The sequence below is a fragment of the Halovalidus salilacus genome (genome assembly GCF_031852275.1).
Classification (GTDB): domain Archaea; phylum Halobacteriota; class Halobacteria; order Halobacteriales; family Natrialbaceae; genus Halovalidus; species Halovalidus salilacus.
Map to the genome: position 1 here is coordinate 2,597,602 of NZ_CP134700.1, position 23,932 is coordinate 2,621,533.

25 protein-coding genes and 1 tRNA gene are annotated in these 23,932 nt (G+C 67.8%); 16 read left to right on the forward strand and 10 right to left on the reverse strand.

What is annotated here, in order from left to right:
• Window positions 1-43 precede the first annotated feature (43 nt).
• Window positions 44-751 (forward strand): ThuA domain-containing protein, encoded by a 708-nt coding sequence (locus RJT68_RS12820; RefSeq protein WP_407036949.1) that lies wholly within the window; start codon window positions 44-46, stop codon window positions 749-751.
• A 15-nt stretch (window positions 752-766) separates the two neighbouring features.
• On the opposite strand, the gene RJT68_RS12825 is transcribed toward RJT68_RS12820, so the two are convergent.
• Window positions 767-1,618 carry a translation initiation factor eIF-2B gene (locus RJT68_RS12825; RefSeq protein ID WP_407036950.1) on the reverse strand — a complete coding sequence of 284 codons (852 nt, stop codon included), beginning with the start codon at window positions 1,616-1,618 and terminating at the stop codon, window positions 767-769.
• 143 nt (window positions 1,619-1,761) lie between these two features.
• On the opposite strand from RJT68_RS12825, the gene RJT68_RS12830 reads away from it, so the two are divergent.
• The 3 genes from RJT68_RS12830 to RJT68_RS12840 all read left to right on the forward strand — a co-directional run bounded on the left by RJT68_RS12830 (window position 1,762) and on the right by RJT68_RS12840 (window position 4,012).
• Window positions 1,762-2,085, forward strand: a complete 324-nt coding sequence (locus RJT68_RS12830; RefSeq protein ID WP_407036951.1) for a hypothetical protein — start codon at window positions 1,762-1,764, stop codon at window positions 2,083-2,085.
• A 90-nt stretch (window positions 2,086-2,175) separates the two neighbouring features.
• Complete coding sequence (locus tag RJT68_RS12835; protein WP_407036952.1) at window positions 2,176-3,249, forward strand: Mrp/NBP35 family ATP-binding protein; 1,074 nt, start codon at window positions 2,176-2,178, stop codon at window positions 3,247-3,249.
• Between the two features lie 79 nt (window positions 3,250-3,328).
• On the forward strand, window positions 3,329-4,012 hold the full coding sequence (locus RJT68_RS12840) for a uracil-DNA glycosylase (protein ID WP_407036953.1): 684 nt from the start codon (window positions 3,329-3,331) through the stop codon (window positions 4,010-4,012).
• A 104-nt stretch (window positions 4,013-4,116) separates the two neighbouring features.
• Here RJT68_RS12840 and RJT68_RS12845 read toward each other — a convergent pair whose 3' ends face one another.
• Window positions 4,117-4,341 (reverse strand): hypothetical protein, encoded by a 225-nt coding sequence (locus RJT68_RS12845; RefSeq protein ID WP_407036954.1) that lies wholly within the window; start codon window positions 4,339-4,341, stop codon window positions 4,117-4,119.
• A gap of 304 nt (window positions 4,342-4,645) precedes the next feature.
• Here RJT68_RS12845 and RJT68_RS12850 point away from each other — a divergent pair, with 304 nt between their 5' ends.
• From RJT68_RS12850 to RJT68_RS12870, 5 genes are all read left to right on the forward strand, one after another.
• Entirely contained in the window at window positions 4,646-5,059 is a 414-nt protein-coding gene (locus RJT68_RS12850) for a hypothetical protein (protein ID WP_407036955.1), read from the forward strand.
• A 110-nt stretch (window positions 5,060-5,169) separates the two neighbouring features.
• Window positions 5,170-5,910 (forward strand): hypothetical protein, encoded by a 741-nt coding sequence (locus tag RJT68_RS12855; RefSeq protein ID WP_407036956.1) that lies wholly within the window; start codon window positions 5,170-5,172, stop codon window positions 5,908-5,910.
• 58 nt (window positions 5,911-5,968) lie between these two features.
• Window positions 5,969-6,052: transfer RNA gene (locus RJT68_RS12860), tRNA-Ser, on the forward strand.
• A gap of 485 nt (window positions 6,053-6,537) precedes the next feature.
• The gene (locus RJT68_RS12865) at window positions 6,538-6,873 is read left to right on the forward strand and encodes a cell division protein CrgA (protein WP_407036957.1); all 336 of its coding nucleotides are present in this window, start codon (window positions 6,538-6,540) and stop codon (window positions 6,871-6,873) included.
• Window positions 6,874-7,053: 180 nt separating this feature from the next.
• Window positions 7,054-8,733, forward strand: a complete 1,680-nt coding sequence (locus RJT68_RS12870) for a thiamine pyrophosphate-binding protein (RefSeq protein WP_407036958.1) — start codon at window positions 7,054-7,056, stop codon at window positions 8,731-8,733.
• Window positions 8,734-8,783: 50 nt separating this feature from the next.
• Here RJT68_RS12870 and RJT68_RS12875 read toward each other — a convergent pair whose 3' ends face one another.
• Entirely contained in the window at window positions 8,784-9,332 is a 549-nt protein-coding gene (locus tag RJT68_RS12875) for a hypothetical protein (protein WP_407036959.1), read from the reverse strand.
• A 252-nt stretch (window positions 9,333-9,584) separates the two neighbouring features.
• Between RJT68_RS12875 and RJT68_RS12880 the strand changes: the two genes are divergently transcribed.
• From RJT68_RS12880 to RJT68_RS12895, 4 genes are all read left to right on the forward strand, one after another.
• On the forward strand, window positions 9,585-10,229 hold the full coding sequence (locus RJT68_RS12880; RefSeq protein ID WP_407036960.1) for a hypothetical protein: 645 nt from the start codon (window positions 9,585-9,587) through the stop codon (window positions 10,227-10,229).
• Window positions 10,230-10,246: 17 nt separating this feature from the next.
• On the forward strand, window positions 10,247-10,897 hold the full coding sequence (locus RJT68_RS12885; protein ID WP_407036961.1) for a hypothetical protein: 651 nt from the start codon (window positions 10,247-10,249) through the stop codon (window positions 10,895-10,897).
• 85 nt (window positions 10,898-10,982) lie between these two features.
• Window positions 10,983-11,252 (forward strand): hypothetical protein, encoded by a 270-nt coding sequence (locus tag RJT68_RS12890; RefSeq protein ID WP_407036962.1) that lies wholly within the window; start codon window positions 10,983-10,985, stop codon window positions 11,250-11,252.
• A gap of 313 nt (window positions 11,253-11,565) precedes the next feature.
• On the forward strand, window positions 11,566-12,927 hold the full coding sequence (locus RJT68_RS12895; RefSeq protein WP_407036963.1) for a hemolysin family protein: 1,362 nt from the start codon (window positions 11,566-11,568) through the stop codon (window positions 12,925-12,927).
• A 9-nt stretch (window positions 12,928-12,936) separates the two neighbouring features.
• On the opposite strand, the gene RJT68_RS12900 is transcribed toward RJT68_RS12895, so the two are convergent.
• Window positions 12,937-13,803: a phosphatase PAP2 family protein gene (locus RJT68_RS12900; RefSeq protein WP_407036964.1), complete on the reverse strand. Its 867-nt coding sequence runs from the start codon at window positions 13,801-13,803 to the stop codon at window positions 12,937-12,939.
• A 253-nt stretch (window positions 13,804-14,056) separates the two neighbouring features.
• On the opposite strand from RJT68_RS12900, the gene RJT68_RS12905 reads away from it, so the two are divergent.
• A complete protein-coding gene (locus RJT68_RS12905; RefSeq protein ID WP_407036965.1) occupies window positions 14,057-14,947 on the forward strand; it encodes a universal stress protein in 891 nt (296 codons plus the stop codon).
• A 102-nt stretch (window positions 14,948-15,049) separates the two neighbouring features.
• On the opposite strand, the gene RJT68_RS12910 is transcribed toward RJT68_RS12905, so the two are convergent.
• The 4 genes from RJT68_RS12910 to RJT68_RS12925 form a co-directional block, all read right to left on the reverse strand.
• On the reverse strand, window positions 15,050-16,150 hold the full coding sequence (locus RJT68_RS12910) for a glycosyltransferase (protein ID WP_407036966.1): 1,101 nt from the start codon (window positions 16,148-16,150) through the stop codon (window positions 15,050-15,052).
• A complete protein-coding gene (locus tag RJT68_RS12915) occupies window positions 16,147-17,136 on the reverse strand; it encodes a glycosyltransferase family 4 protein (protein WP_407036967.1) in 990 nt (329 codons plus the stop codon). The genes RJT68_RS12910 and RJT68_RS12915 overlap by 4 nt, the downstream gene beginning before the upstream one ends.
• Before the next feature lie 139 nt (window positions 17,137-17,275).
• Entirely contained in the window at window positions 17,276-18,121 is an 846-nt protein-coding gene (locus RJT68_RS12920; protein WP_407036968.1) for a hypothetical protein, read from the reverse strand.
• A gap of 139 nt (window positions 18,122-18,260) precedes the next feature.
• A complete protein-coding gene (locus RJT68_RS12925) occupies window positions 18,261-19,928 on the reverse strand; it encodes a sulfatase (RefSeq protein WP_407036969.1) in 1,668 nt (555 codons plus the stop codon).
• A gap of 125 nt (window positions 19,929-20,053) precedes the next feature.
• Between RJT68_RS12925 and RJT68_RS12930 the strand changes: the two genes are divergently transcribed.
• Window positions 20,054-21,076 (forward strand): lysylphosphatidylglycerol synthase transmembrane domain-containing protein, encoded by a 1,023-nt coding sequence (locus RJT68_RS12930; RefSeq protein WP_407036970.1) that lies wholly within the window; start codon window positions 20,054-20,056, stop codon window positions 21,074-21,076.
• Here the strand turns inward: RJT68_RS12930 and RJT68_RS12935 are convergent.
• On the reverse strand, window positions 21,069-21,521 hold the full coding sequence (locus RJT68_RS12935) for a metal-dependent hydrolase (RefSeq protein WP_407036971.1): 453 nt from the start codon (window positions 21,519-21,521) through the stop codon (window positions 21,069-21,071). The two genes, RJT68_RS12930 and RJT68_RS12935, sit on opposite strands and share 8 nt — an antisense overlap.
• A 188-nt stretch (window positions 21,522-21,709) precedes the next feature.
• Between RJT68_RS12935 and RJT68_RS12940 the strand changes: the two genes are divergently transcribed.
• A complete protein-coding gene (locus RJT68_RS12940) occupies window positions 21,710-22,234 on the forward strand; it encodes a DedA family protein (RefSeq protein ID WP_407036972.1) in 525 nt (174 codons plus the stop codon).
• 104 nt (window positions 22,235-22,338) lie between these two features.
• Here RJT68_RS12940 and RJT68_RS12945 read toward each other — a convergent pair whose 3' ends face one another.
• Window positions 22,339-23,754, reverse strand: a complete 1,416-nt coding sequence (locus tag RJT68_RS12945; protein ID WP_407036973.1) for an aryl-sulfate sulfotransferase — start codon at window positions 23,752-23,754, stop codon at window positions 22,339-22,341.
• Window positions 23,755-23,932 lie beyond the last annotated feature (178 nt).

The window sequence follows — 23,932 nt, forward strand, 5'->3', positions numbered from 1 at the left end:
GACGGCCCGTCGTTCTATACGACTGAGAACCGTCGTTCGACCGATGGTCGCCCTCACGATCTGGAACGAGTACCGACACGAGCGCGAGCACGACGCCGTCGGGGAGGTCTACCCGGACGGTATCCACGCGACGATCGCCGGCGCCCTCGAGTCCGACCCCGAGCGGGACCTCGAGATCCGGACGGCGACGCTCGACGAACCCGACCACGGCCTGCCGCCCGACGTCCTCGAGAAAACGGACGTGCTCTGCTGGTGGGGCCACGAGGCCCACGACGAGGTGGCCGACGAGGTCGTCGCTCGGGTCCAGGAGCGGGTGCTCGAGGGGATGGGGCTGATCGTGCTCCACTCTGCGCACTTCTCGAAGCCCTTCAAGCGCCTCATGGGGACCTCCTGCGACCTGCAGTACCGCGAGGACGGCGGTCGCGAGCGGCTGTGGGTCGTCGATCCCGGCCACCCGATCGCCGACGGGGTGGCCGAGTCGTTCGACCTCCCGCGGACGGAGATGTACGGCGAGCCGTTCGACGTCCCCGAACCCGATCGACTGGTGTTCGTCAGCTGGTTCGAAGGCGGGGAGGTGTTCCGCAGCGGCTGTTGCTATCGGCGCGGCAAGGGACGGATCTTCTACTTCCGGCCGGGCCACGAAACGTACCCGATCTACGAGGACGAGAACGTGGGGCGGGTGCTGCGAAACGCCGTCGACTGGGCGAGTCCTACCGAGGGCTCGCCGCGGACGTTCGGCAAGCGGGATTGACGGGGGACCAGTACGTCAGAACTCGTGTCGCCCCTCGTCGCTGATCACGCTCTCGAGCAGCCTGACGGGTGTGGCGTCGTAGGTGGGGTTCGCAACGTCGAAGCCCTCGGCGGGTTCTGGCATCACCTCGCTGCCCGAGCGGTACTCGTTCTCGAAGACGAATCCCTCGGTGATGATCTTCGCCGCCGAACCGAGGACCGTGACGGGAACGTCGAGCTGGAACGCCGTCGCCGCGATGGGGAACGTTCCGACCCGGTTGTAGAGGGTGTCCTCCACGATGCAGTCCATCCCGATGACGACGCGGTCGCACTCCTCGAGGTAGATACCGTTCGCGCTGTCGGTGATGAGCGTCGTCTCGACGCCGTCGAAGTCGGCGAGCGTCCGGGCCGTCTTGCGGCCGATGTACCGCGGGCGGGCCTCGGTGACGTAGACGTCGAACGTTTTGCCCGCCTCGACGGCGATCGAGAGCGCCTCGATCACGGTCGAGGAGTAGTCGTGGGTCAGCAGCGTCGTCCCGTCATCGAGGACCTCGGCGGCGTTCTCGGCGGCCCGGCGCTTCCCGGACTCGACGCGGTCGACGACCTCCTCGATCCGACGTTCCGTGAGTTCTTTCGCCTCGTCGACCGTCGCCGGATCCGCCTCGGTGACCGCGTCGACGACGCCCCGAATCGCGTTCTGCAGCGACGCGTGGGAGGGATTCGCCCGCCTGAGGACCGTCCCGTTTCGCTCGAGAGCGCGGACGTACTCCTCGACGGTGGCGAACTCCCGTTCGGTCAGCTCTGCGAGCGCCTGGGTCGCGTTCACGGCGACCACCGAGGAGCTGTGGGTCTGCATCTCCCGGATCTCCTCGGCCGTCTCGTCGATCATACTCGATGAGTCTCCCGTCGGCGCAAAAGACCTTCCGGGTACGCTCGGGTTTCGGGATACGCACCGACCGGAACGGATCCGCGGCTCTCCGGCTCGTCGCGATCCCCCGCAGACTTACCTCGTCACCCGCCCTAGAGCCGTCGATGACCGACACCGTGACCGTCCGGTACACCTGCCCCCACTGCGGCGCCGTCGTGAGCCTCGAGCGTCGGCCCGACCTCGCCGATCGGTCCGTCACGATGGCACCCCAGCCCGGGTGGGAGTACGCCACGCCCGACGAGGACGTCGAGTCGGCCGACGGGATCGCCTTCCGCTGCGGCGACGACTCCGTCACCGACCTCGAGGGGAACGAGATCGACGGCTGCGGCCGCCCCTTCTACCTGAACTTCGTGCGCTTCGAGCGCGGGGTCGAACTCGAGCCGAACCCGCCGACCTACGGCGGACCGCGGTTCGATTTCCGGCCGTGATCGCCCGGGGGATGTGAATCTCCGGCGGCGACGATGGACGAGCGTGCGGGCGAACACAACGCTTTTCGACGGCGGGCCGTTCCTACCGACATGGACGAAACCGCCGTTCTCGACCGACTGCGCGAGGTCCGCGACCCGGACCTCGGCGAGGACATCGTCTCGCTCGGACTCGTCAACGAGGTCGCCGTCGAGGGGGACCGCGTCGACGTCGACCTCGCCCTCGGCGCGCCGTACTCCCCCACGGAGACGGCCATCGCCGAGGAGGTTCGCGAGGTGCTCGTCGAGGCCGGCCTCGAGCCGGAGCTGTCGGCGACCGTGCCCGACCGGGACGACCTGCCGAACGAGGACCAGGTGCTGCCGGGCGTGAAGAACGTGATCGCCGTCGCCTCGGGGAAGGGCGGGGTCGGCAAGTCGACGATGGCCGTCAACGTCGCCGCCGGGCTCTCACGGCTGGGCGCGCGCGTCGGCCTGTTCGACGCCGACGTCTACGGGCCGAACGTCCCCCGGATGGTCGACGCCGACGAGCCGCCCATGGCGACCGAGGAGGAGACGCTCGTCCCTCCGGAGAAGTACGGCGTGAAACTGATGAGCATGGCCTTCCTCACCGGCGAGGACGATCCCGTCATCTGGCGCGGTCCGATGGTCCACAAGGTCATCACCCAGCTGACCGAGGACGTCGAGTGGGGCCACCTGGACTACCTCGTCGTCGACCTCCCGCCGGGGACCGGCGACACTCAGCTGACGATGCTCCAGACGATGCCCGTCACCGGCGCCGTCGTTGTCACGACCCCGCAGGACGTCGCCCTCGACGACGCCAGGAAGGGCCTCGAGATGTTCGCCCGCCACGACACCGTTGTCCTCGGCATCGCGGAGAACATGGCGTCGTTCGTCTGTCCGGACTGCGGCGGCACCCACGACATCTTCGGCGCCGGCGGGGGCGAACGCTTCGCCGAGGAGCACGACCTGCCGTTCCTCGGCTCGGTACCGATCGACCCGGAGGTCCGCGAGGGCGGCGACGCCGGCGCGCCGGTCGTCCTCGACGAGGACAGCGAGGCCGGCGCGGCGTTCCGCGAGATCACCGAAACCGTCGCGAACAACACCGGAATCGTCCACCGACAGAGCGTCTCCCGCGGCGCGAAACGAGACGCGGCCCTCGAGAAGTAAGCCGACCCCGGACCGGGGGAAGAACGAGCGCGACGACCGCAGCCGCGCCACTTTTGCGTCCGTGCCCCGAGACTCGAGTGTGAACGCGAACCAGGGCTCCCGAGCGAACCCGTTCGGCATGGACGAGGAGTGTCCGAACTGTCCGGCGCTGCGCGAGACGCGGACGCAGGTCGTCCACGGGTACGGGGACGTTGCGGCGGACTTCCTGTTCGTGGGCGAACGACCGAGCGCCGCCGCCGATCGGGTCGGCGTGCCGTTCGCTCGAGGGGGTGTTGGCGACGTCGACGACGACGCCGACCGACCCGACGGTGCGGCCGGCGACGACGGGACCGACCTTCGGCGGATCCTCGAGCGCCTCGGCCTCTGCGACGCGACCTCGCCGCCGGAACGGCCGGTCCTCGAGAACGCCTACTGTACGTACCTCACGCGGTGTCGCCACCCAGAGCGCCCGCCGACCGACGAGGAGGTCGCGACCTGCGAGCCGTTCCTCAACGCCGAGATCCGAATGATCAACCCAGAGATCCTGGTTCCCGTCGGCGAGCGCGCCCTCGCCGAACTCGCCGGGGAGTACACGACGCGGTCCGTCGACGACCTCGACCTCGAGGCGTCCCACGGCGAGCGCGTCCGCGGCCGGGGCTTCGAACTCGTCCCGATGCTCGAGCCGTCGGCCCAGACGGACGAGCAGACCCAGCGGTGGCTCGAGGCGTTCGTCGACCTGATGGCATCCGATTACCGCCAGACGAAAGGGCGCCGCGGGCGCTGAATCGCACCGGCATCGCTCGAGCGATCCTGCCGATACGAGACGCGGTGGACCCCGACGGTTCACCGAATAGAACCGCGACGGTTTACCAAAGGGAACCGACGTTCCTACCAGTACGGGTTCTCGAGCCAGCGGCTCGACCGGGCGCCGACGGCGCTCAGCGCGAGGACGAACGCGACCGCGACGGCGAGGACGCCGATCGACGGTGCGAACAGATCCGGATCGCCGGGCGACTCGATCAGGTACCCGTTCGTGAATCCGTAGAGGCCCAGCGCGGCGACGACGGTGACGACGATCGTTCCGAGCAGTCCGGCTACCGTTCGCGAATCCATACGTCGGGAGTCGAACGCATTCGTAATAACTGGTCCGACGTCGGTCCTCGGTACGAGGCGAACCACCGACGGGGCGATCTCGAGCGCTCGAGTCCCTCCGCCGGCGACGACCGGCGTCTCGACCGCCATCTCGAAATCGGGACGATGCCGTCCGCCGACCGATCGGGGGCGGTACTCGATCCGCACCATCGTGGATAAACGACCGCTTACGGAAGCGATACGCCCGCCCAATAGCCCCTTTATCGAGCGTCGTGTCGGCTGACGTTCGTCCAGCTTAATGATAACTCGCGTGGAATCCGCGACCATGAGCGATCGGACAGCCGACACGAACGGAGTCGTACTCGCCGCGCGATCGGCCGGCTTGATCGCCGGGATCGGCGCCCTCATCCTGGCGTCGACCATCGTCACCACGATCACGGGCACGATGGGCATCCACAACGTCGTCGTCGGGGCGGTGATCGCGGTCGCCGCCTCGGCGTACGTCTACTGGATCGACGGGTCGGCGAGCGTCGTCGCGGCGGCGGTGCTCGGCGCGCTGGGCCTGTGGGTCGTCGCCTCGCCGTTCGTGTTAGGCGTCTCGAGGACGCTCACCATCGTGGTCAACGCGGTACTCGGCGGGCTGATCGTCCTGCTGTCGCTCGTGGGCATCTACGCCGCAGTCCGCGGTGGCAGCTCCGACCGCTCGCCGGGTCGTCGCGGAACCGCCGCCGAGGAGTAGCCGGACGGTGATCCGTCGGCGAGCGACCGATCGATGACTCGTCGACGCGCGACCGATCCGCCGGCTGAAACAACGCCGCGTTCAAGGGCCGTCGCCTCCCACCTGTCGATATGATCGTCGTCGTTCCCGCCGCACCGCCTCGAGCGGAACTCGTCCCCTCGACCCTCGTCGACGCGACGCCGTTGACCGAAGCCGAGGCGGCGCGGTTGACCGAAGCCGCGCTGATCGACGTGCTCCGGGCCGCCGCCTCGAGCGGCGGCGACCTCCTCGTGAACTACCGGGACGAGGAGACGCTCCCGGACGAGTACGCGGGCGACGGTCCGGAGGCGGAACTCCGCGCCGTGACCGTCGACGCTCTCGGGGGCACGGACGACGTTCGCTTCGAGCGGCAGGTCGGCTCGACGCTCGCCGCCCGGATCGGCAACACGGTCACGCACCTCCTCGAGCGCGAAGGGGCGCAGAGCGTCGGGATCTGCGACCCGACGGCCCCGCTGGTCGCCCGCACCGAGATCGACGGGGCGGCGATGGCGCTCCGACGACACGACGTCGTCCTCGGACCGACCGACGGGGGCGAGGTGTACTTCTCGGGGTTCGCCGAACCGATCGACTTCGAAGACGCTTACGGGACGCCGGCGCTGTCGACGCTCGCCCGTCGCGTCGAGGGGGCGGACCTGAGCCTCGGTTTCGCCCCGATGCTGCCGACGATCACGTCCGAATCCGGCCTCGCGTCGACGATCGCCGGCCTCGAGGCGCGACTCGTCGCCGGCCGTCCGGGCGGGGAGGCGACGGCCGAGGTGGTGGCCGATCTCGGACTGTACGTCGCCCTCGACGGCTCTATCGAAATCGAGTGACGGCTTCGAGCGAACGGACCGACAACGCTTTTTGACCGGCCGGGGAACACGTACTCGAGGTGGGGTGGCAGAGCGGCCCAACGCGCCTGCCTTGAGAGCAGGTGGCTGTCAAGCCTCATGGGTTCAAATCCCATCCCCACCGTTTTCCACGAGAGAATACGACGAACGAAGCGAGGAATCTCTCGAGTGGAAACCGAGACGGCGGGATTTGAATCAGGGAAGTCGCAGCGCGCGAACGACGTGAGCGCGACCGTCTTCCCGTGGTTCAAATCCCATCCCCACCGTTTTTGCGACGAACGGACGTGAGGAGCAAAGCGGAGATAATGGGATTTGAAGTAAATCAGACGCGCGGAGCGGAGCGAGCACGTCTGGGCGTAGTTCAAATCCCATCCCCGCCGTATTTTGGCCCAGGAGAACACGACGAACGGGGGCCCTCTCGCTCGAGTCGGCGCTCGAGTGAGCGCGCCCATAGGTGGGCAGTTCGCTGTATCGAGTGACCGGATCTCGGATTCCCGCTCGAGCGTTCGTCGAACGCTCGTTCCCGCGGATTCGAATGGGGAACCTACTCTGCGAAGCCTGTCGTTGCAGGTGTAACGTACACCCGCATTCGGACTGGACTGAACCGTAATGAGCGACGCCGACAACACCGCGACGGACACCCCCGGAACCGACCAGGAGAAAGTAAACGAGGACGCTCGTCTCGTCGGGAACGAGCCGAACGAGGAGGCGATCGACGAGCCGACGCAGGACAGCGAGCAGGAGGCCGAGGAGACCTACTGGATGGTCAAGGAGATGGTCGCGGTCGGTCTCGTATCCATCGTCGGTATCTCGCTGCTCACGTTCGGCCTCATGCAAGCGACGGGAATGGTCGACATCGCGGGGGCGATCGGCGATTGGATCCTGTTCGTCGGACTCGCCGTGCTCGTCGTCGCGGCGTTCGTGTGGAGTCAGTGGCGGACGTGACGAACGTGAGAAACGGGCGGCTGACGTGGGGTGGGCTCCGGCCGTCGCGGCGAGCCTCCGAACGCCGGCTGAACGTTCATCCGTCGCGGCCACGTCCACTGCATCCATGATTCCGAGTTCACTCGAGACCGGTCGAGGCTCGCCTGCGGTCGAACCTCGACGGCGATCGCGGGGGAACCGATGAACGCCGCGGACCTCCTGGTCTCCGGCCTCGAGCGCGAGGGCGTCGAACACGTCTTCGGCGTCCCGGGCGAGGAGATGGAGGACCTCCTGTTCTCGCTTCGCGACTCCGAGGTCACGTTCGTCCCGACGCGACACGAGCAGGGAGCGGCGTTCATGGCCGACGTCCACGGCCGGCTCACCGGCGACGCGGGCGTCTGCCTCTCGACGCTCGGCCCGGGGGCGACCAACCTGTTGACGGGCGTGGCCGACGCCCACCTCGACAAGTCGCCGCTGGTGGCGATCACGGCCCAGGCCGCCCTCGACCGCCTCCACAGGGAGAGCCACCAGACGATCGACGTCGTCGACGCGTTCGGTCCGGTGACGAAGTGGAACACGCAGCTGTCGGACCCCGACGTCGTTCACGAGTCCGTCCGGAAGGCGTTCAAGGTCGCCGAGTACGAGAAACCCGGTGCCACCCACCTCGAGCTTCCGGAAGACGTCGCCGCCGAGGAGACCGACGCCCGGCCGCTCCCCAGTCGGGATCGAGTGCGAATCGCCGGCCCGGACGCCGAGGCGCTCGGGCGGGTGATCGACCACCTCGAGGAGGCTGATCGGCCGATCGTCGTCGTCGGCAACGGCGCGGTTCGCACCGGGGCATCCGACTACCTCCGCGCGTTCGTTCGGGGGACGGGGATCCCGGTCGTCTCGACGTACATGGGCAAGGGGGCGGTGTCGGACGCCGACCACCGATCGCTGATGACGCTCGATTCGGGGGCGGGCGGCGAGGCGACCGAGGCCATCGCGCAGGCGGACCTCCTGCTCGCCGTCGGCTTCGACATCGCCGAGCACGATCCGGCCGAGTGGGGACACGACGCTCCGGTGATCCACGTCGACAGCGAACCGGCCGAGGTGTCAGAGGCGTACGACCCCGTCGCCGAGGTGATCGCGGACATCGGACGGACGCTCGCGGCGCTGACCGAGTGGGTCCAGGGTGGGTCGGGGCCCGCATCGGACGCGACGGGCGGGGAGGATTCCGGATCGGACGGAGATTCGAGGTCTGAGGGGGATTCGGGGGAGTCGCCCACCTCGTTCGACGCCGAGTGGTACGTCGACTTGCGAAAGCGGATCGTCTCGGACGTCGATCGGGAGCCGGACCCCGACGCCGAGGCGCCGTTCGACCTCCGCGACGCGATCCCGGTGATGCGATCGGCAATGGCCTCCGAGGACGTCCTCGTGTCGGACGTCGGGAGCCACAAGATGGCGATCGCGCAGAACTTCCCGACGTACGAGCCGAACACGTGCATCATCTCGAACGGCTTCGCGTCGATGGGGATCGCCGTCCCCGGCGGGCTCGCGGCCTCCCTCGCGACGGAGTCGAACGTCGTCGCGGCGACGGGTGACGGCGGCTTCCTGATGAACGCCGCCGAGATGGAGACCGCGACCCGACTCGGTTGCGGGTTCACCATCGTCGTCTTCAACGACGAGGACTACGGCCTCATCTCGAGCAAGCAGCGCGACCACCGCGGCGAGGCCGTCGGCACCCGTCTGACCAACCCCGACTTCGTCGCGTTCGCGGAGAGCTTCGGCATCGACGGCTATCGTCCCGAGACGGCGTCGGATCTCGAGGACGCGCTCGATGACGCCATCGGCGACGGAATGGCGCTCGTCGAGGTGCCGGTGACGTCGGCGCCGCCCTGACGCGTCGATCGTGGACGAACCGACCGTCACCCTACCTGTCGCTCGCCCCGTCAATCGGTCACCGTGTACTCGGGCACCCACGGCGGCATCGATCGATCCTTCGACCATGAGAACAGGTGGCGCTTCTCGTTCGCGTAGTAGTAGCGGTAGGCGTCGACGTAGTCGTCGGCCGTCCACTCGCCGGTTACCTGCGGCGGCTCCTCGAGTCCCGTCGTCGGCCACTCGAGGTCGCGAACGGTCTCGGGATCCAGCGTCCGTACCGTCACCCAGCTACCGTGGCGCTCGTCGGGACCGTGGTCGTAGCGGTAGCGCCACTCCTCGTGGGTCGCCTCGGTGTAGGCCTCGAGCCGTTCCCAGTTGGCGTGCGACCGCGCCGCCCACCGGGTCAGCGGGTGGTTCGGGTGGGTGAAGTACAGCTCGTCCGACGCGGGGTAGCCGTTCTCCTGGACCGCGGTCGTGAGCACCATCGAGCACTCGAAGACGCTGCTCGAGACGTGGCGGTCGACGAGCCACCGCGCCGCTCGCTCGAGGTCGCGGTCGAGCCAGAAGGCGTTGACCATGGTGGGACCGAGTTCGTGACGGGGTACATAGCTCGCCACCTCCGTCCACCGCCGACGAGTGCCAGGTAGACGGTCGGTTCCGCCGGCGGGCGCCGAGTAGACGGTCAGTTCCGACGGCGGTCCACTGTGGCCCGTCCGGCTGATCGTTCGACCGAGTGGTCGGGGTAGTCACTCGAGGAACGATCGGACGAACAGTTCGACGTGACGGTCGATCGTGCGAGACGTCTCGGGGACGGCTTCGGGTCAGTCGCAGGCAGCCGACTTAGGGGGGATCGACGCGTACTCACACCCGTGCGTGTACTCGAGCGGCTCGTCGAGGACGAACGGGTCAACGCCGCGCTCGCCTGGCCGATCGTCGTCGCGATCGTCGTCGTCACCGCCGCGTTCGCCGGTTCGGGGTCGTACGTCTGGGCGGCGCTCGCGGCGACGGCGATGGTCCTCGCGCTCGTACCGACGGTGCGGCGCTGGGACGCCCTCGCGATGCTCCCGTGGGAGGTGCTGGCGCTGGCGGCCGCGCCGCTCTGGCTCGCCCTGCTGTGGGACGTCCCGATCGCGGGCTTTCTCACGGTCGCCACCATCGCGTTGCTCGCCACCGTGGAACTGGACGCCTACACGCCGGTCGAGATGACGGCGCGGTTCGCCGCCGCGTTCGTCGTCCTCGCGACGATGGCCGTCGCCGCCTGCTGGGTGATCGCCCGATGGGCCGCCGACTCGGCGTTCGGCACCACCCACCTCGAGGGGATCGTCCCGGTCATGTGGGAACTCGTCTACGCGACGGCGTTCGGCGGGCTCGCAGGCGTCCTGTTCGTCGTCTACTTCTTCCGGTTCGAGACCGCGGGCGGGCCACGGCGAGGACGGAACCAAACCGTAGCGGGTGAAACCGACGCGAGATCGGCCGGCGAAACCGATGCGAGATCGACGGCTGACTCGGGATGACCGACGGGGGTGAGTCCGTGACGACCGACGACGACACCGTCCTCGGCCTCTCCGAGCGCCGGTGCTGGCAGGCCGTCCGCCTCCTGCAGGGTGCACTCGTGCTGCTCGCCGGGTACGCGGTACTCACGGCCAACGCGGGGCTCGCCGTCAACGCCGCCATTCCGCTCGCCCTCACGTTCACCCCCGCGCTGGTCCGCCGCGAATTCGGCCACGAAATCGGCGGCGGACTCGCCCTCTGGATCACCACCGCCGCGTTCCTCCACGGCGCCGGGGCGATCGGCCCGTACACCTGGTTCGGCTGGTACGACCAGCTCGCCCACACCGTCTCGGCGAGCCTCGTCGCCGGCGTCGGCTACGCCGTCGTCGACGCGATCGACCGCTCGAGCGCGGCCGTGGAGTTCCCGTCGGAGTTCCGCTTCGTCTTCATCGTCGTCTTCGTGCTGGCCTTCGGCGTCGCCTGGGAGATCCTCGAGTTCGCCTCGGGCGGCCTCTCGATCCTGATCGGCGGCGAACCGATCCTCGCCCAGTTCGGGGCCGACGACATCGCCCTCGATCTCCTGTTCAACGCCGTCGGCGCCGTGCTCGTCGCCCTCTGGGGGACCGGCTACTTCGACGGCGTCGCCAGCGTGATCAGGGGCCGACTGGACGGCTCCCGCGGCACTTCCTGACGTCGATCCCTGTCGTCGGCCGGTTCGTTCCAACCCCGTACCTGCCGGCCCGTCGCTTTTACGCTTCCACGGCGTGTCCGCGCGCATGGGAGACGTACCAGACGTCCAGGCGGTCGACACCGAAGACGACTACGTCCACGTTCGCTTCCGCGATCCGGACGAGTTCGACACAATTCGAACGCCCGACTGGGCCCAGAACGCGGCCGGATCCGTCAGGGACGGCGCCGAGGTTCGAACGGGCAAGGAGAAGGGGAGCGACGACTGGGAGATCCAGAGCGTGTTGATCCCGAAGGGCGAAGACGAGGACGAGGCGAAAGACGAGGCGAAGCGAATCGTCGACAAGATCAACTCCTGACTCCCACGGGGGGTCCGATCCGAATCGGTCGAAGGGCGAGGCCGGCTCCCCGCCGCCTTCGTTCCACCTCCGATTTCGTTGCACCCGCGACCCGTGCAATTTTGTAGTCGGGGTGCGCACGCTCGACCATGAACGACGAGACACTCGTTTCCCTCGGTGGGCGATCGATCGTCCGCCGTGCGGGTTCCCCCGACGCCTCGAGACCTGTCACGGGACGAAACCAGCGTCTGGAGCGCGTCCGACCGTCCGAACGCGGATCGAGGCGAGCGGACGATTTCCGACGGTCGTCGACCGAACCCCGGGAGGCGAACCGATGGTAGACCTCGCAATTTCGCTGGCCCGACTCGCCGGCGCGTTCTTCCTCGTCTTCCTCAACGGCTTCTTCGTCGCCGCGGAGTTCGCCTACGTCCGCGTCCGCGCGACGGCCGTCGAGGCGCTCGTCGAGGAGGGGCGGACGGGATCGGCGATCCTCCAGGAGGCCGTCGACAACCTCGACAACTACCTCGCGGTCACGCAACTGGGGATCACGCTCGCCTCGCTCGGACTGGGGTGGCTCGGCGAACCCGCCGTCGCCGACCTCCTCGAGCCGATCCTCGCGCCCGTGTTACCGGAGAACCTGCTGCACCTGGTCGCGTTCGCGGTCGGGTTCAGCTTCATCACGTTCCTGCACGTCGTCTTCGGCGAGCTCGCGCCGAAGACCATCTCCATCGCGGAGGCCGAACGCGTCGCCTTACTGGTCTCGCCGCCGATGAAGATGTTCTACTACCTGTTCGTCCCCGGCATCGTCGTCTTCAACGGAACGGCGAACTACTTCACCCGCCTGATCGGGATTCCGCCCGCCTCGGAGACTGACGAGACCCTCACCGAGGAGGAGATCCTGACGGTCCTGACGCGCTCCGGGCACGAGGGGGAGGTCGACAAGGAGGAAGTCGAGATGATCGAACGCGTCTTCGAACTCGACGACACCTCCGCCCGGGAGGTGATGGTGCCCCGCCCGGACGTCGTGAGCGTTCCCTCCGACCTCCCGCTGTCGGAGCTTCGCTCCGTGGTCCTCGAGTCCGGCCACACCCGCTACCCGGTCCTCGAGGCCGACGACGACGACCGGGTGGTCGGGTTCGTCGACGTCAAGGACGTGCTCCGGGCGATCGAGATCGGCGCCGGCGGCGAGCGCGACGAGGAGCCGACGGCCGGCGACATCGCTCGCGAGGTGCCGATCGTCCCAGAGACCGGGAACCTCGCCGAACTGCTAACCCAGTTCCAGGCCGAACAGCGCCAGATGGCGGCGATCATCGACGAGTGGGGCGTCTTCGAGGGGATCGCGACGGTCGAGGACGTCGTCGAAGCGATCGTGGGCGACCTCCGGGACGACTTCGACGTCGACGGACGCGAGCCGTCGATCGAGCGCCGGGAGGACGGAACCTACGCGGTCGACGGGGCCGTCACCGTTTCCGAGGTGAACGAACGGCTCGAGACCGAGTTCGAAGTCGAGGAGTTCGGAACGATCGGCGGCTTCGTGCTCGAGCAGATCGGTCGAGCGCCGAAAGCGGGCGACCGGATCGACGTCGACGGCTCCACGCTCGAGGTCGAGCGCGTCGACGGTGCTCGGGTCTCCACCGTGGTGATTAGCGGGGCTCGAGCGTCCGAACGACCGTCCGCCGAGGAGTCGTCCAAATAACCGGACCGGTTAGTCGTCCGACCTGATCGACGGCTGCTCGTTCGGCGCGCCCTCGATCGATTCGGACGGGGGCGTCGGCTCGCCGTCGACGGTCGAAACCAGCCGCCGTGCGACGACGACGCTTCCGACTGCGAGCAGGACCCCGGCGACAACGTCGGTCAGCCAGTGAATCCCGAGCGCCATCGTCGAGAGGACGACGCTCGCCGTGACGACGGAGGCGACCGTGAACCATCTCGGCTGCTCGCGGCGTGTCTGCCACGCGAACAGCAGGACGACCACGGAGAGCGAGGTGTGCAACGACGGGAAGACGTCCGTGTTCGACGAGACGGCCGACGTCAGCTCCTGGGTCTCCGGATACAGGTCGTACATCATCCCGTCGACGTGCTCGCTTACGTGCACCCGCGGCCCGTAGGCGATAAACAGGGTGTAACAGATCGAGCCGACGACGTAGTTCAGGAGGTAGGCCACGAGGAGTTCCTTCAACGACCCCAACGTCGGGGTGAGGAAGTAGAGGACCGGCGCGGCGACGAGCAAGTAGGGGAAGCCGAACATGTAAAACGCCGACAGGACCGGATAGAGCACCCCGGGCAGGACGTCCTGGAGGCCGGCGACGAACAACCCCTCGAGGTCGTAGATCCGGGCCGTGATGTCCCAGCCGATCGACTTCGACAGTCGAACGCTCTCTTCGTGCGTGAGTCGCTTCAGGAAGAAGAACAGACCCGCAGCGCAGAGGTACGGGCCGACGTCGAAAAATCGGGTATCGAGTACGTCCGGGGCGTCTCGAAGCTGTTCTCGATCGATACAAACCGTACACGTCACCGCGAGGCCGGCGAGGGCGACCAGCGCGGTGACCGTAGCGACGATGAGGAGTGGCATACGTTGAGTCTGGGCGGACGCGGCGGCGGTATCCGTGACTGCTCGGTACGATTCGGCCGTCGCGGCGGCTGACGCGGTCCGAAACGGTACCGATCCGAGCGTTCAAATCCCCACCGTCGTCCGTTGGTATTCCTTTTGTGACATCGATAATAATATCATCGGTTTGTACTGTAACTATGGGTTACCAATGTGTGCGACCCGAGCGACCGGTTCGACCACACACATTATGTGATGGAACGCGAACCGGTGGCGTATGATCGATCGAATTCTCGTTCCGGTCGACGGGAGCGATCCCGCTCGGGCGGCGCTCGACCACGCCCTCGAGATCGCCGACGACCTGGGCGCGACCGTCGTCCTCCTGTACGTCGCGGACACGAACGAACCGAGTCAGGTTCGACTCGGCGTCGAGGTCGTCGACGTCCTCGAGGAGGAGGGAGCGGAGGAACTGTCGCGGGCCCGAGATCGCGCCGACGAGCGGGCTCCCGACGTTCCGATCGTGGACGACGTCGTCCAGGGCGAACCGGCGTCCGCCATCGTCGACTACGCGGGATCGAACGCGATCGACCTCGTCGCGATGGGAACCCACGGTCGGCGGGGCATCGAGGGCTACGTCCTGGGGAGCGTCGCGGAGCGCGTCGTCAACGCGAGCCCGATGCCGGTACTGACCGTCAGATCGGGCGACGACGCGACCGCGAACTACCCCTACCGGTCGGTCCTCGTCCCGACCGACGGGAGCGACCACGCCCGGGCCGCCCTCGACCTCGGAACGGCGTTCGCGACGCGACACGGCGCGTCGGTTCACCTCCTGACGGTGGTCGACGACGCGGTCCTCGGACTCGTCGGCGTCGACGGAGCGGAATCCGACGACGAAGGGGTACCCGATCGCCTCGAGAGCGCGGCCGGCGACGTCCTCGAGGACGCCGAGGCGGCCGCGCGAGCGGCCGGCGTCGACGACGTCGTCACCGCGGTCCGGTCGGGATCAGTCCCGGCCGAGATCCGATCGTACGCGGCCGAACACGGCGTCGACCTGATCGCGATGGGGACCCACGGCCGAACCGGCATCGATCAGCGCCTGCTCGGCAGTTTCACGGAACGCGTCCTGCGGACGGCGCCGATGCCGGTGGTGACCACGCGGTGGCGGTGAGGCGAGGGGGCGAGAACGAAACGCGGTAAACGGGGCGTCCAACGTCGAAACGGTGGACGACGAACGATCGAGCGCCGGACCGAGAAGCGCTCCGCCGGGGGATCAGTCCTCGGTGTCCGAGGCGCCCCATCCGTACTCCGAGTCGACGTCCGACGTCAGTTCGTCGACCGACTCGCTGACCGACTCGTAGAGGTGCTCCAGGTTCTCGAGGGTGAGGCGCACGTCGTACCGATCGATGGCCGCCCTGGTGTCTCGGTCCCCCCGGAGGCAGGACTCGACCGCCTCGACCATCGCGTCGAGGTCGCCGTACTCGAACCGTTCGCCGTTCTCCGGCCCGATCGTCCGGTCGAACGGCGGGACGTCCGACGCCGCGATGGGGGTCCCGCAGGCGTTGGCCTCGAGCGTCGAGAGGCCGAGGGTGTCGGCGGTCGAGGCCGTCACGAAGGCGTCGATCGAGGAGTAGAAGACCGGCAACTCCTCGCGGGGGAGGAAGTCCCGTAGCTCGACGTTCTCGGGCGCGTTCCGCTCGAGGCTGTCGCGGTAGGGGCCCTCGCCGACGATCACGAAGTCGTACTCCGGGAGGGCCTCGGCGAGTCGGAGGATCTCGCTGACGTTCTTCTCCATGCTGAGTCTGCCGCTGTAGCCGATCACCGTCCGGTCGGGGTACCACTCCTCCTCGGTCGGCCCGAAGAACGCCGTGTCGATCCCCACCGGCAACTGGACGTGTTCGACGTTCCGGTCGATCCGGCCGGTCGAGGCGGTCACGACGTCGAAACTACGGAGGAAGGCGTTCTCGCACGGGACGTACACCGCCCCGAGCGCGGCCGCGATCCGCCTCGACTTGACGTTCTGGTGGAAGTACTCCTCGAGGGGCGTGTGGTGGGTGTAAATGGTCGGCAGGTCGTGCTTCCAGGCGTAGTAGCGCCCGAGGAGCCCGACCGGGGCCGGCCCGTGACAGTGGACGACGTCGAAGTCCGGCAGCGTCGAGGGCCGCCTGAACGTCGGGATCCGGTAGCCCGCGTAGAACGGGTTCGGGAGCGACCGAACGGGGTGCTCGCGCTCGCCAGGTTCGTAGTCGCCGTCGGGGTAGACGACGTGCACCTCGTGGCCTTTCGCCTCCAGTTCCTCGCGCCAGAGCTTGATCGTGTACGTTACGCCGTCGATCTCGGGGAAGTAGCTGTCCGTAAAGAATCCGATCTTCATGCGACCACCTCGTCGTACAGCGAGCGGTATCGCCGTGCGACCCGCTCGAGCGAGAACGCCTCGCTACGGCGGGCGGCGTTCGCTCCCAGTCGCTCGCGCAACTGCGGGTCGTCGACCAGCCGCTCGAGGGCCTCGACGAACGCGTCGGGGCCCGACCCGTCGACCTTCACACAGTCCTCGTCGTCGTCGAGCCACGAGAACGTCTCGATGTCGCGGACGACGACCGGCGCACCCGCGCTCATCGCCTCGAGCAGCGCGATGCCCTCGTTCTCCTCGTGCGTCGGGAAGAAGAACACGTCTCCGACGGCGTAGGCGCCCCTGACGTCGTCGACGTAGCCGGTGAACGTGCAGTTGTCCGGCGACCCGTCGATCAGCGCCTTCGTCTCCCGACCCTTCAGCCGCCGGTCGAGCGGGCCGAACCAGGCGAAGTCGACGTCGGGCATCCGACGGGCCGTCTCCACGAACGTCTCGAGCCCCTTGCGCTTGATGACGTGCCCGACCAGGAAGACCGTGGGCGGGTCGAGGTCGTAGCGCTCGCGGTACTCGGTATCGAGCGCCTCGAACCCCTCGAGGCGCTCGCGGTCGACGCCGTTCGAGACGACCGTCGTCGGCGCGTCCGCGTACGTCTCGATCAGCCGGCGGTTGTACTCGGAGGGACAGATCAGCGCGTCGGCGAGCCCGTAGACCCGCTCGAGGTACGGCCGCAGGGGTTTCGAGAGGGCGTTCGTGAATCGGAAGCTGTCGCCGAAGTCCTCGGCGGTGACGTGGGTGTGGGCCACGACGGGAACCCCGCGAGACCGAGCGCGTCGGGCGTACCACGCGGACCGCGGCCCCATGAGGTTGCAGTGGAACACGTCCGCCTCGAGCGACGGCTCGGTCGTGTACGCGAGGCCGAGTCGGTCGAGCATCTTCCGCTGGTGGGCGACCGACCGCCGGATTCCGCCGGTCACGTACCGTTCGAACTCGAAGTAGTGGCTGATTTCCATTCCGATCTCCCCGCGATCGCGTCGTTCGCCCCCGCCGAGACCGACGCGTCGAACGCGTCGGCGGCCGGGAGACGGTCGACGCCTCCGCGTCGACCGACGTGTGGTGATTCGTTCGCGCACGCTCCCGTCCGTCGCGCCGTCACCTGACCTCGAGCCACGGCACCTCCACGAGCGGGGGGATGTGCGTCTCGATGTGGTGCTCCCAGACGCCCTCCTCGCCGAAAGCCTCCCCGTGGTCGGCGGTCACGACGACGCGACCGTCGAGTTCCGGCACCAGATCGGCGACGGCCTCGAGGGCGATCCGGAGGTTCTCCTCGTACAGCGCGAGGGCCGCCTCGCGCGTGCCGTTTTTGACCAGGTCCGTCGGGTCGAGTTCCAACCAGAGGCCGGCCTTCTGGGCGAGTTCGACGCCCTCGAGGGCGCTCTCGACCTTCGGTCGGATCGAATCGCCGATCGAGGCGAGCGCGCCGCCGTCGGCACCTTCACCCTGTTCGCGGATCCCCTTCTGTATCTGCTTGAGCTTCTGGCCCTTGCCCCGCGAGAGGTAGGGTGCGTGTGGCTGCATGTAGTGGAGCACCGTGCGCTCGGCGCGCTCGACGGCCCCCTGATGGTCGTAGAACGCCTCCTCGAGGCTCTCCGGGGGGACGGTTCCGAGGTCGTCGTCCCAGCCGAACTTCCAGACGTCGTGGACGTCGCTGATGTGGTCCGACGCCGACCACTCGTAGTCGCAGCTGGCGCCCCACTTGAGCTCGTTCAGCGGGATCCCGAGGTCGTTGATGAAGGGGTTCCCGGAGAAGTACGCGATGTCGTGTTCGCCGGTGAACGTGCGGTAGGCCCACTCCGGCGTCGACGAGCCGACGCTCCGGCGTTTTTCCAGCGTTCCGTCGAGGTACTCGTCGTACACGTCGCTGAACACGTCGTACCGGCACGCGTCGAGCACCAGACAGTAGTCCCACTCAGACTCGAGGAAACGCTGGTTCTGCATCGGTTAGCGCTACCTTTCGATTGGGTCTACGTATTCTTATTGGTTCCCGGAAAGTCTCTTCAACCGGCCGAAGGATCCCCCTCACCGTCGAGCGTCCGCCATCGACCGACCGCGAACGCGGCGGGCGGCGGGCGTCGGGCTATTCGAGGTAACCGAGTTCGCGCAGTCGCTCGCGGGTCTCCTCGTCCGCCTCCGACAGCGCGTCCCCGTCGTCGGCCGGAGCGTCGCTCGGATCCGTCCACGCTCCGCCGGCCGCGTCCTCAAATCGCGCGAGCGCCCGTTCGGCCGCGGCGACGACCTCGTCGTCGGCCGGGTCGACCGGGGACGTCTCGCCCGGGTCTTCGTCGAGTCGGTACCCTTCGTCGGGGATGCGGTCGGCGCGGACGTACTTCGCGTCGGTACTCCTCGCGGCGCGCAGTCGAGCGTACGCCCGGTGATCGTCCGGGAGGTCGATCCCCGCCTCGCTCGCCTTCTGCTCCAGGTGGTGGAGTTCGATCACCGGCTGGGCGTACTCGACGAACGCGTACCCCTCGCCGCGGCGCTCGCCGTCGCCGGCGTCGTCACCGACGTCGGTACGAGCGTCGATTTCACCCGAATCGTTCGCAGCCGGTTCGTCGTCGATCCCCTCGAGGACGGCGCGCTGGCCGGGATCGGGCGCCTCGGACCGTTCGAACGCGCGGTACTCGCTCGAGAGCAACGATCGCGTCCGGTCGAAGGGGACGACGCTCGTGCCGTCGCCCCCGCTCGCGTCGTCGGCGAACTCCCCGGGATCGACCTCGAGGGCGTCGAGGACGGTGTGGTAGCAGTCGATCAACTCGACGAGGTCATCGCGTCGCCCGGGCTCGAGGTCGGGGTGTTTCACCAGCACCGGCACGTTGATCAACTGATCGTAGAGAGCGAACTCGTGGCCGTAGAGGTCGTGTTCGCCGTGGAGTTCGCCGTGGTCGGCCGTCACGACGACGGCGGTGTCGTCCCAGCGGCCGGTCTCGCGCAGCCAGGCGAACAGTCGGCCGATTTCGGCGTCCATGTGGGCGATTTCGGCGTCGTAGAGGCCGCGGATCGCCCCCCACTCGTCGTCGTCGATCTCTCGCGCGCCGGAGTTGTACTCCTTGGAGTTCTGGCAGACGTCGTCGGGGTCGACGCCGGGAGCGAACTCCTCGCGGTACTCCTCGGGCGGGTAGTAGGGCAGGTGGGCGTCCATCAGGTTGACGAACGCGAACCAGCCCTCGTCGCTCTCGCTGCCGTCGATGAAGCCCCTCGTGCGGTCGATAACCGACGGCGTCTTCGAGTCGGCCCCCTCGCCGCTGGCGAGTTTGGCGTGGGCCATCGCCCCCAGCCTGACGAGTTTCGACGCCAGTTCGCGGAGGTAGTCGTTGTCGTTGACGGCCTGCCAAGCGCCCGCGAGCGGCCCCGAGAGGACGTCGCCCGGGAGGACCTCGAAGAACGAGTCCTGCTCGTCGAAGCCCTCAGTCAGCCCCGTGTAGGGGGTGATCCAGGCGTTCGAGGAGTAACAGGCCGTGTCGTATCCGGCGGTCGACAGGCTCGAGGCGAGCGTGACGGCGTCGTCGAGGTACGGACTGCCCTGGTCCGCTCCGTGCTGGCTCGGGTAGAGTCCGGTGAACACCGACGCGTGCACCGGGAGGGTCCACGGAGCGGGCGCAACTGCGGATTCGAAGACGGTGGCCTCCTCGGCGAACGCAGACAGCGTCGGCGTCGTCTCGCGCTCGTACCCGTACGGACCCAGGCGATCTTTCCGTACCGTATCGAGAACCACGAAGAGGACGTTCGACGGTCGTGATCTGTCCATTAGTCGGTGACTTCACCCCCACCCCAATAAAACGATTGAACGAGGGCCGATCGGCGGCGAAGGTCGAGCGGGTCGGCTTCGGCGCGGATCAGACGTTTCAAGTCGGATGAGGGTCCAGTGGAGACATGAACGATCGAACGCGGCGCGCGTTCATCCTCGGGTCCCTCGGAACGATCGTCGTCTTCGCGGTCCTCTTTTTCGTCGTCGGCACGCGACGCGTCATCGATTCGGTACTCTCCGCCGAGCCCTCGCTGGTCGCCGTCACGATCCTCCTCGGACTCGGTTGGCTGCTCTCGTGGAGCCTGATGCTGCGAACCGTCCTCGCGTCGCTCGAGGTGGAAGTGTCGATCGCCACCTCGTTTCTCGTCTACGCGGGCGCCGTCTTCGCCAACAACGTTACCCCGTTCGGGCAGGCGGGCGGCGAGCCGGTCGCCGCGCTGCTCATCTCCAAGGTGTCCGGCTCGCGATACGAGACCGGCCTCGTCGGCATCGCGACCGTCGACGTCTCCAACGTCGTCCCCTCGATATCGCTGATCCTCGTCGGCGTCGCCTACTACGCGACCACCACCGCCGTGGAGGGGCGTCTCGAGACGGCCGTGACGTCGGCGGTGGTCGTGATCGCCGCCATCGTCCTCGTCATAGCGATCATCTGGCGATACAGGAACGCGATCATCGATCGACTCCCCGAGATCGTCGCGCCGCGAATCGGGCGCCTGGGGATCGAACGCCTCCAGTCGGACACGCTCGAGGCGGACATCGCGAACCGGCTGGAGCGCTTCTTCGAGAACATCGAGGTCGTCGCGACCGACCGGTGGCGACTCACGATCGTGATCGGCCTCTCGCTGCTCGGGTGGCTCTTCCAGGCGGCGGCGCTGATGGCCGCCTTCGCCGCGCTCGGCTACGGCGTCCCCCTCCACGTCGCCATCTTCGTGATTCCGCTGGCGAACCTCGCCGGCGCGGCGCCGCTCCCCGGCGGCCTCGGCGGAATCGAGGCCGCGTTCGTGACGCTGCTCGTTCCGACGACCACCGGCGTTCCGGCCTCCGCGATCACCGCCGCGGTCCTCATTTTCCGGGTTGCGATCTACTGGCTCCCAACCCTCGCGGGCGGGATCGCCGTCTCCGCCCTCGGCGTCCGGGCGATCAGGTGATCGGGCCGTCCGTTCGCCACACCAGGACGGCGCCCGCGAACGAGAGCAACAGGACGGTCGCCGTCGGACCGTGAACCGACAGCCCCGGACTCCACGTCGCCTCGAGCGGAAACGCCAACGGGATCCCCTTGGGGGAGAGGGAGTCGATTGCGAGGTGCGAACCGAGCGCCAGGCCGATCGCCGACGCGATCGATCGGGTTCCGTTCCGACGGACCGCGGCTACGCCGAGGACGACGAGCGCCGCGACGAGGGGCGCGTGCGTGATTCCGCGGTGGACGAACGGCCACCCCCACGCAGCCGGAAAGAGGAAGTCAGCGTCCGGCGCGACCCCGACGACGGCACCGAGACGAGGATCGGCGTCCGTAAATCCCCGCACGAGCGCGTACCCGACCGCGGCGTGGGTGGCGAACGCCACCGTCAGGAAGAGTGCTCGCTCCGGTTCCATTGGCCTCCGTTCGGGTGATACCCAGTCAAACGTTGCGGTCCCTCGCGGCCGACCGTGGTCGGCCCACCGAACCTGTCGGTAAAATATATAAAAATCCTTTATCATCTCGGGCAATCGAGAGACGTGACGACGAGCACAACTATCGACGATGGATAACACTTACGGGAACGGCGGAATAGTGGTAGCCAATGCTGCCGTTGCAACTGGACGAGACGCCCACCTGGCTCGAGTCGATGCTGGCGTCGGAGTTCGCGTTCGCGGTGTTGTTGGGAATCTGCGTCCTCGAGGGGGCGATGATGCTCCGGTTCATGCCGAGCGAACTCGTCGTTCCGACCGCCCTGGCGTTGATCGGGTCCACGGTCCCCGATATCGTCGCCATCGTCGCCATCGCGGTCGTGGGGACGACTGCCGGACAGCTCTTCCTGTTCGCGCTCGTTCGCAAGGCCGGGCGCGAGTACGTCATCCGGAAGCGGTGGTTCCCCCTCACCGAGGATCGACTCGAGCGCTTCGACGGCTGGTTCGACCGCTGGGGGCCGATCGCCGTCCCCGTGAGCAACACCATGCTGTTCGTCCGGGGGCTGCTCACCGTCCCGGCCGGTCTCTCCGAGATGAACGCCCGGAAATTCGTCGTCCTCTCGGCGGTCGGCTCGCTCTCGTTCCAATCGATCCTCGCGGGCCTCTACCTGCTCGGAGACTACCTGCTCGTCTTTTAATCATGCTCGTCCCCTGATCCGCCGGCGGCCGTCGCCGCGTCGAAAATAGTCGGGCGGGTGAATCGCGCGTCGCCCCGTCAGGAGTCGGGGGCGGCCGACGCCGATCAGTTCTCCTTTCGGTAGAACGGGAGCCTGAATCGGACGCCGGCGTCCCTGAGCTGCCACCGCACCTCGGTGCCGACCCAAGCCAGGCCGGTCAGCAGCGCGACGCCGATCGCCGCGAACTCCGACGATCCCATCCAGACGGGCGTCGCGAACAGCAGTCCGTTGTAGATCCGGTCCGGAAGGATCGACTCGACGAGTCCGCCGAGGTAGTCGAGGGGATCGAACGCGGACAGGAGCCCGCTCTCGCCGTCGCCGCCGTCGCCACCATCCTCGGCGGGGGTCCGAGACTCGAGGCCGAGTTCGGCCGCGCTCTGTCCGCCCTCGCTCTCGTCACCCGACTCGAGACGCTCGGCCTCGTAGGGGAGCGTCGACTCGGCCTCCCACTCGACTTCGCCCTCGGGGTTCACCTCCACGACGCGGTTACCGTGGGTGTCGGTGATCAGGGTGTTCCCGTTCGGCAGTCGGTCGGCGTCGCGGGGCCACTGCATCTGGTCGTCGGACCACTCCCAGCTGCGGTTCCACTCGCCGTCCTCGCGCTGGAACTCCTGGACGCGACCGTTCTCGGAGTCGGCGCTCACGATCGCGGGGCCGCCCTCGGACTCCGGAATGTAGTCGGGGTTGTGCTGTTCGTACTGGACGTCGTAGTCGTCCTCGCTGCCGAGCGTCCAGTCTTCGATCAGTCCCTCTTCCTCGTCGAGGAAGACGACCTGGTCCTGGTTCCGGAGGCTCGCCATGATGGTCCCCTCCATCTCGCCCTCCTCGATGTACTCGACGTCGTTGATGTGGGCCCAGTCTTCGGGGTACGGGCCGCCCTCCTCGACGGGGAAGTCGCTCTGGGCGTCCCAGAGCCACTCGACGACCTCCGTCTCGGTGTTCACGATGAACACCTGGTCGGCGGCGATGTCCGCCACGACGAAGCGCTCATCGTCGATGCGATCGGCGTCGTGCCACTCAGCGGCGATCTCCTTGTAGTCGTAGCGTTCGTAGAGCACTTCGACCTCGCCGGTCGTGAGGTTCGCGCGCTCGATGACGTTCCTCGTACACGGTGGATCGCTACACGTCGGCCCCTCGGAGTGGATCGTGTCCGACGCCGTGTACTCGACGGTCATCGGGTCGTCCTCGGTGGGATCGACGTCGAAGTACTTCGTCCGCGAGTTGTTGTAGTAGAGCACCTCACCGTCGGGGTCGTAGGCCGTGATCGTTCCCGCTCGTCCCGACTCGGTTACGACCGTGTGCCCGTCGCTGGATTCGGCGCGGGGAACGTCCTCCTCGGAGGCGGTCGAGATCTCCTGGTCGGACGCGCCCGCGACCATGGCGGCCGAGACGAGGATCACGACGGCGAAGACCACTCGCAATCGGTTGCGCGTGACCACGGACCGGACGCGATCGACCGCTTCGGTCGACCCCCCCGTCATGGGGCGTCACCTGGCTGCATCGGACGGCAATCGACAAACATTCGATACCCAGTACTCAGATGGGGCCCTTAGTAATTGTTTTCCATCGTAAGCGGTTCCAGCGCCCGATTCGTCCCCCGTCGGCCGCCCGTCAGCCGTGGAACCGAAAGTCTCGAGAACGAACGCGAGAAGCGGACGG

Excerpts from the sequence above, each read along its gene's own strand:
- RJT68_RS12945 (WP_407036973.1), bottom strand. The coding sequence starts at position 23,754 with ATGACGGGGGGGTCGACCGAAGCGGTCGATCGCGTCCGGTCCGTGGTC.
- RJT68_RS12905 (WP_407036965.1), top strand. The coding sequence starts at position 14,057 with ATGATCGATCGAATTCTCGTTCCGGTCGACGGGAGCGATCCCGCTCGG.
- RJT68_RS12895 (WP_407036963.1), top strand. The coding sequence starts at position 11,566 with ATGGTAGACCTCGCAATTTCGCTGGCCCGACTCGCCGGCGCGTTCTTC.
- RJT68_RS12820 (WP_407036949.1), top strand. The coding sequence starts at position 44 with ATGGTCGCCCTCACGATCTGGAACGAGTACCGACACGAGCGCGAGCAC.
- RJT68_RS12915 (WP_407036967.1), bottom strand. The coding sequence starts at position 17,136 with ATGGAAATCAGCCACTACTTCGAGTTCGAACGGTACGTGACCGGCGGA.
- RJT68_RS12865 (WP_407036957.1), top strand. The coding sequence starts at position 6,538 with ATGAGCGACGCCGACAACACCGCGACGGACACCCCCGGAACCGACCAG.
- RJT68_RS12855 (WP_407036956.1), top strand. The coding sequence starts at position 5,170 with ATGATCGTCGTCGTTCCCGCCGCACCGCCTCGAGCGGAACTCGTCCCC.
- RJT68_RS12920 (WP_407036968.1), bottom strand. The coding sequence starts at position 18,121 with ATGCAGAACCAGCGTTTCCTCGAGTCTGAGTGGGACTACTGTCTGGTG.
- RJT68_RS12935 (WP_407036971.1), bottom strand. The coding sequence starts at position 21,521 with ATGGAACCGGAGCGAGCACTCTTCCTGACGGTGGCGTTCGCCACCCAC.
- RJT68_RS12835 (WP_407036952.1), top strand. The coding sequence starts at position 2,176 with ATGGACGAAACCGCCGTTCTCGACCGACTGCGCGAGGTCCGCGACCCG.
- RJT68_RS12850 (WP_407036955.1), top strand. The coding sequence starts at position 4,646 with ATGAGCGATCGGACAGCCGACACGAACGGAGTCGTACTCGCCGCGCGA.
- RJT68_RS12845 (WP_407036954.1), bottom strand. The coding sequence starts at position 4,341 with ATGGATTCGCGAACGGTAGCCGGACTGCTCGGAACGATCGTCGTCACC.
- RJT68_RS12830 (WP_407036951.1), top strand. The coding sequence starts at position 1,762 with ATGACCGACACCGTGACCGTCCGGTACACCTGCCCCCACTGCGGCGCC.
- RJT68_RS12870 (WP_407036958.1), top strand. The coding sequence starts at position 7,054 with ATGAACGCCGCGGACCTCCTGGTCTCCGGCCTCGAGCGCGAGGGCGTC.
- RJT68_RS12910 (WP_407036966.1), bottom strand. The coding sequence starts at position 16,150 with ATGAAGATCGGATTCTTTACGGACAGCTACTTCCCCGAGATCGACGGC.
- RJT68_RS12925 (WP_407036969.1), bottom strand. The coding sequence starts at position 19,928 with ATGGACAGATCACGACCGTCGAACGTCCTCTTCGTGGTTCTCGATACG.
- RJT68_RS12900 (WP_407036964.1), bottom strand. The coding sequence starts at position 13,803 with ATGCCACTCCTCATCGTCGCTACGGTCACCGCGCTGGTCGCCCTCGCC.
- RJT68_RS12825 (WP_407036950.1), bottom strand. The coding sequence starts at position 1,618 with ATGATCGACGAGACGGCCGAGGAGATCCGGGAGATGCAGACCCACAGC.
- RJT68_RS12890 (WP_407036962.1), top strand. The coding sequence starts at position 10,983 with ATGGGAGACGTACCAGACGTCCAGGCGGTCGACACCGAAGACGACTAC.
- RJT68_RS12930 (WP_407036970.1), top strand. The coding sequence starts at position 20,054 with ATGAACGATCGAACGCGGCGCGCGTTCATCCTCGGGTCCCTCGGAACG.
- RJT68_RS12940 (WP_407036972.1), top strand. The coding sequence starts at position 21,710 with ATGCTGCCGTTGCAACTGGACGAGACGCCCACCTGGCTCGAGTCGATG.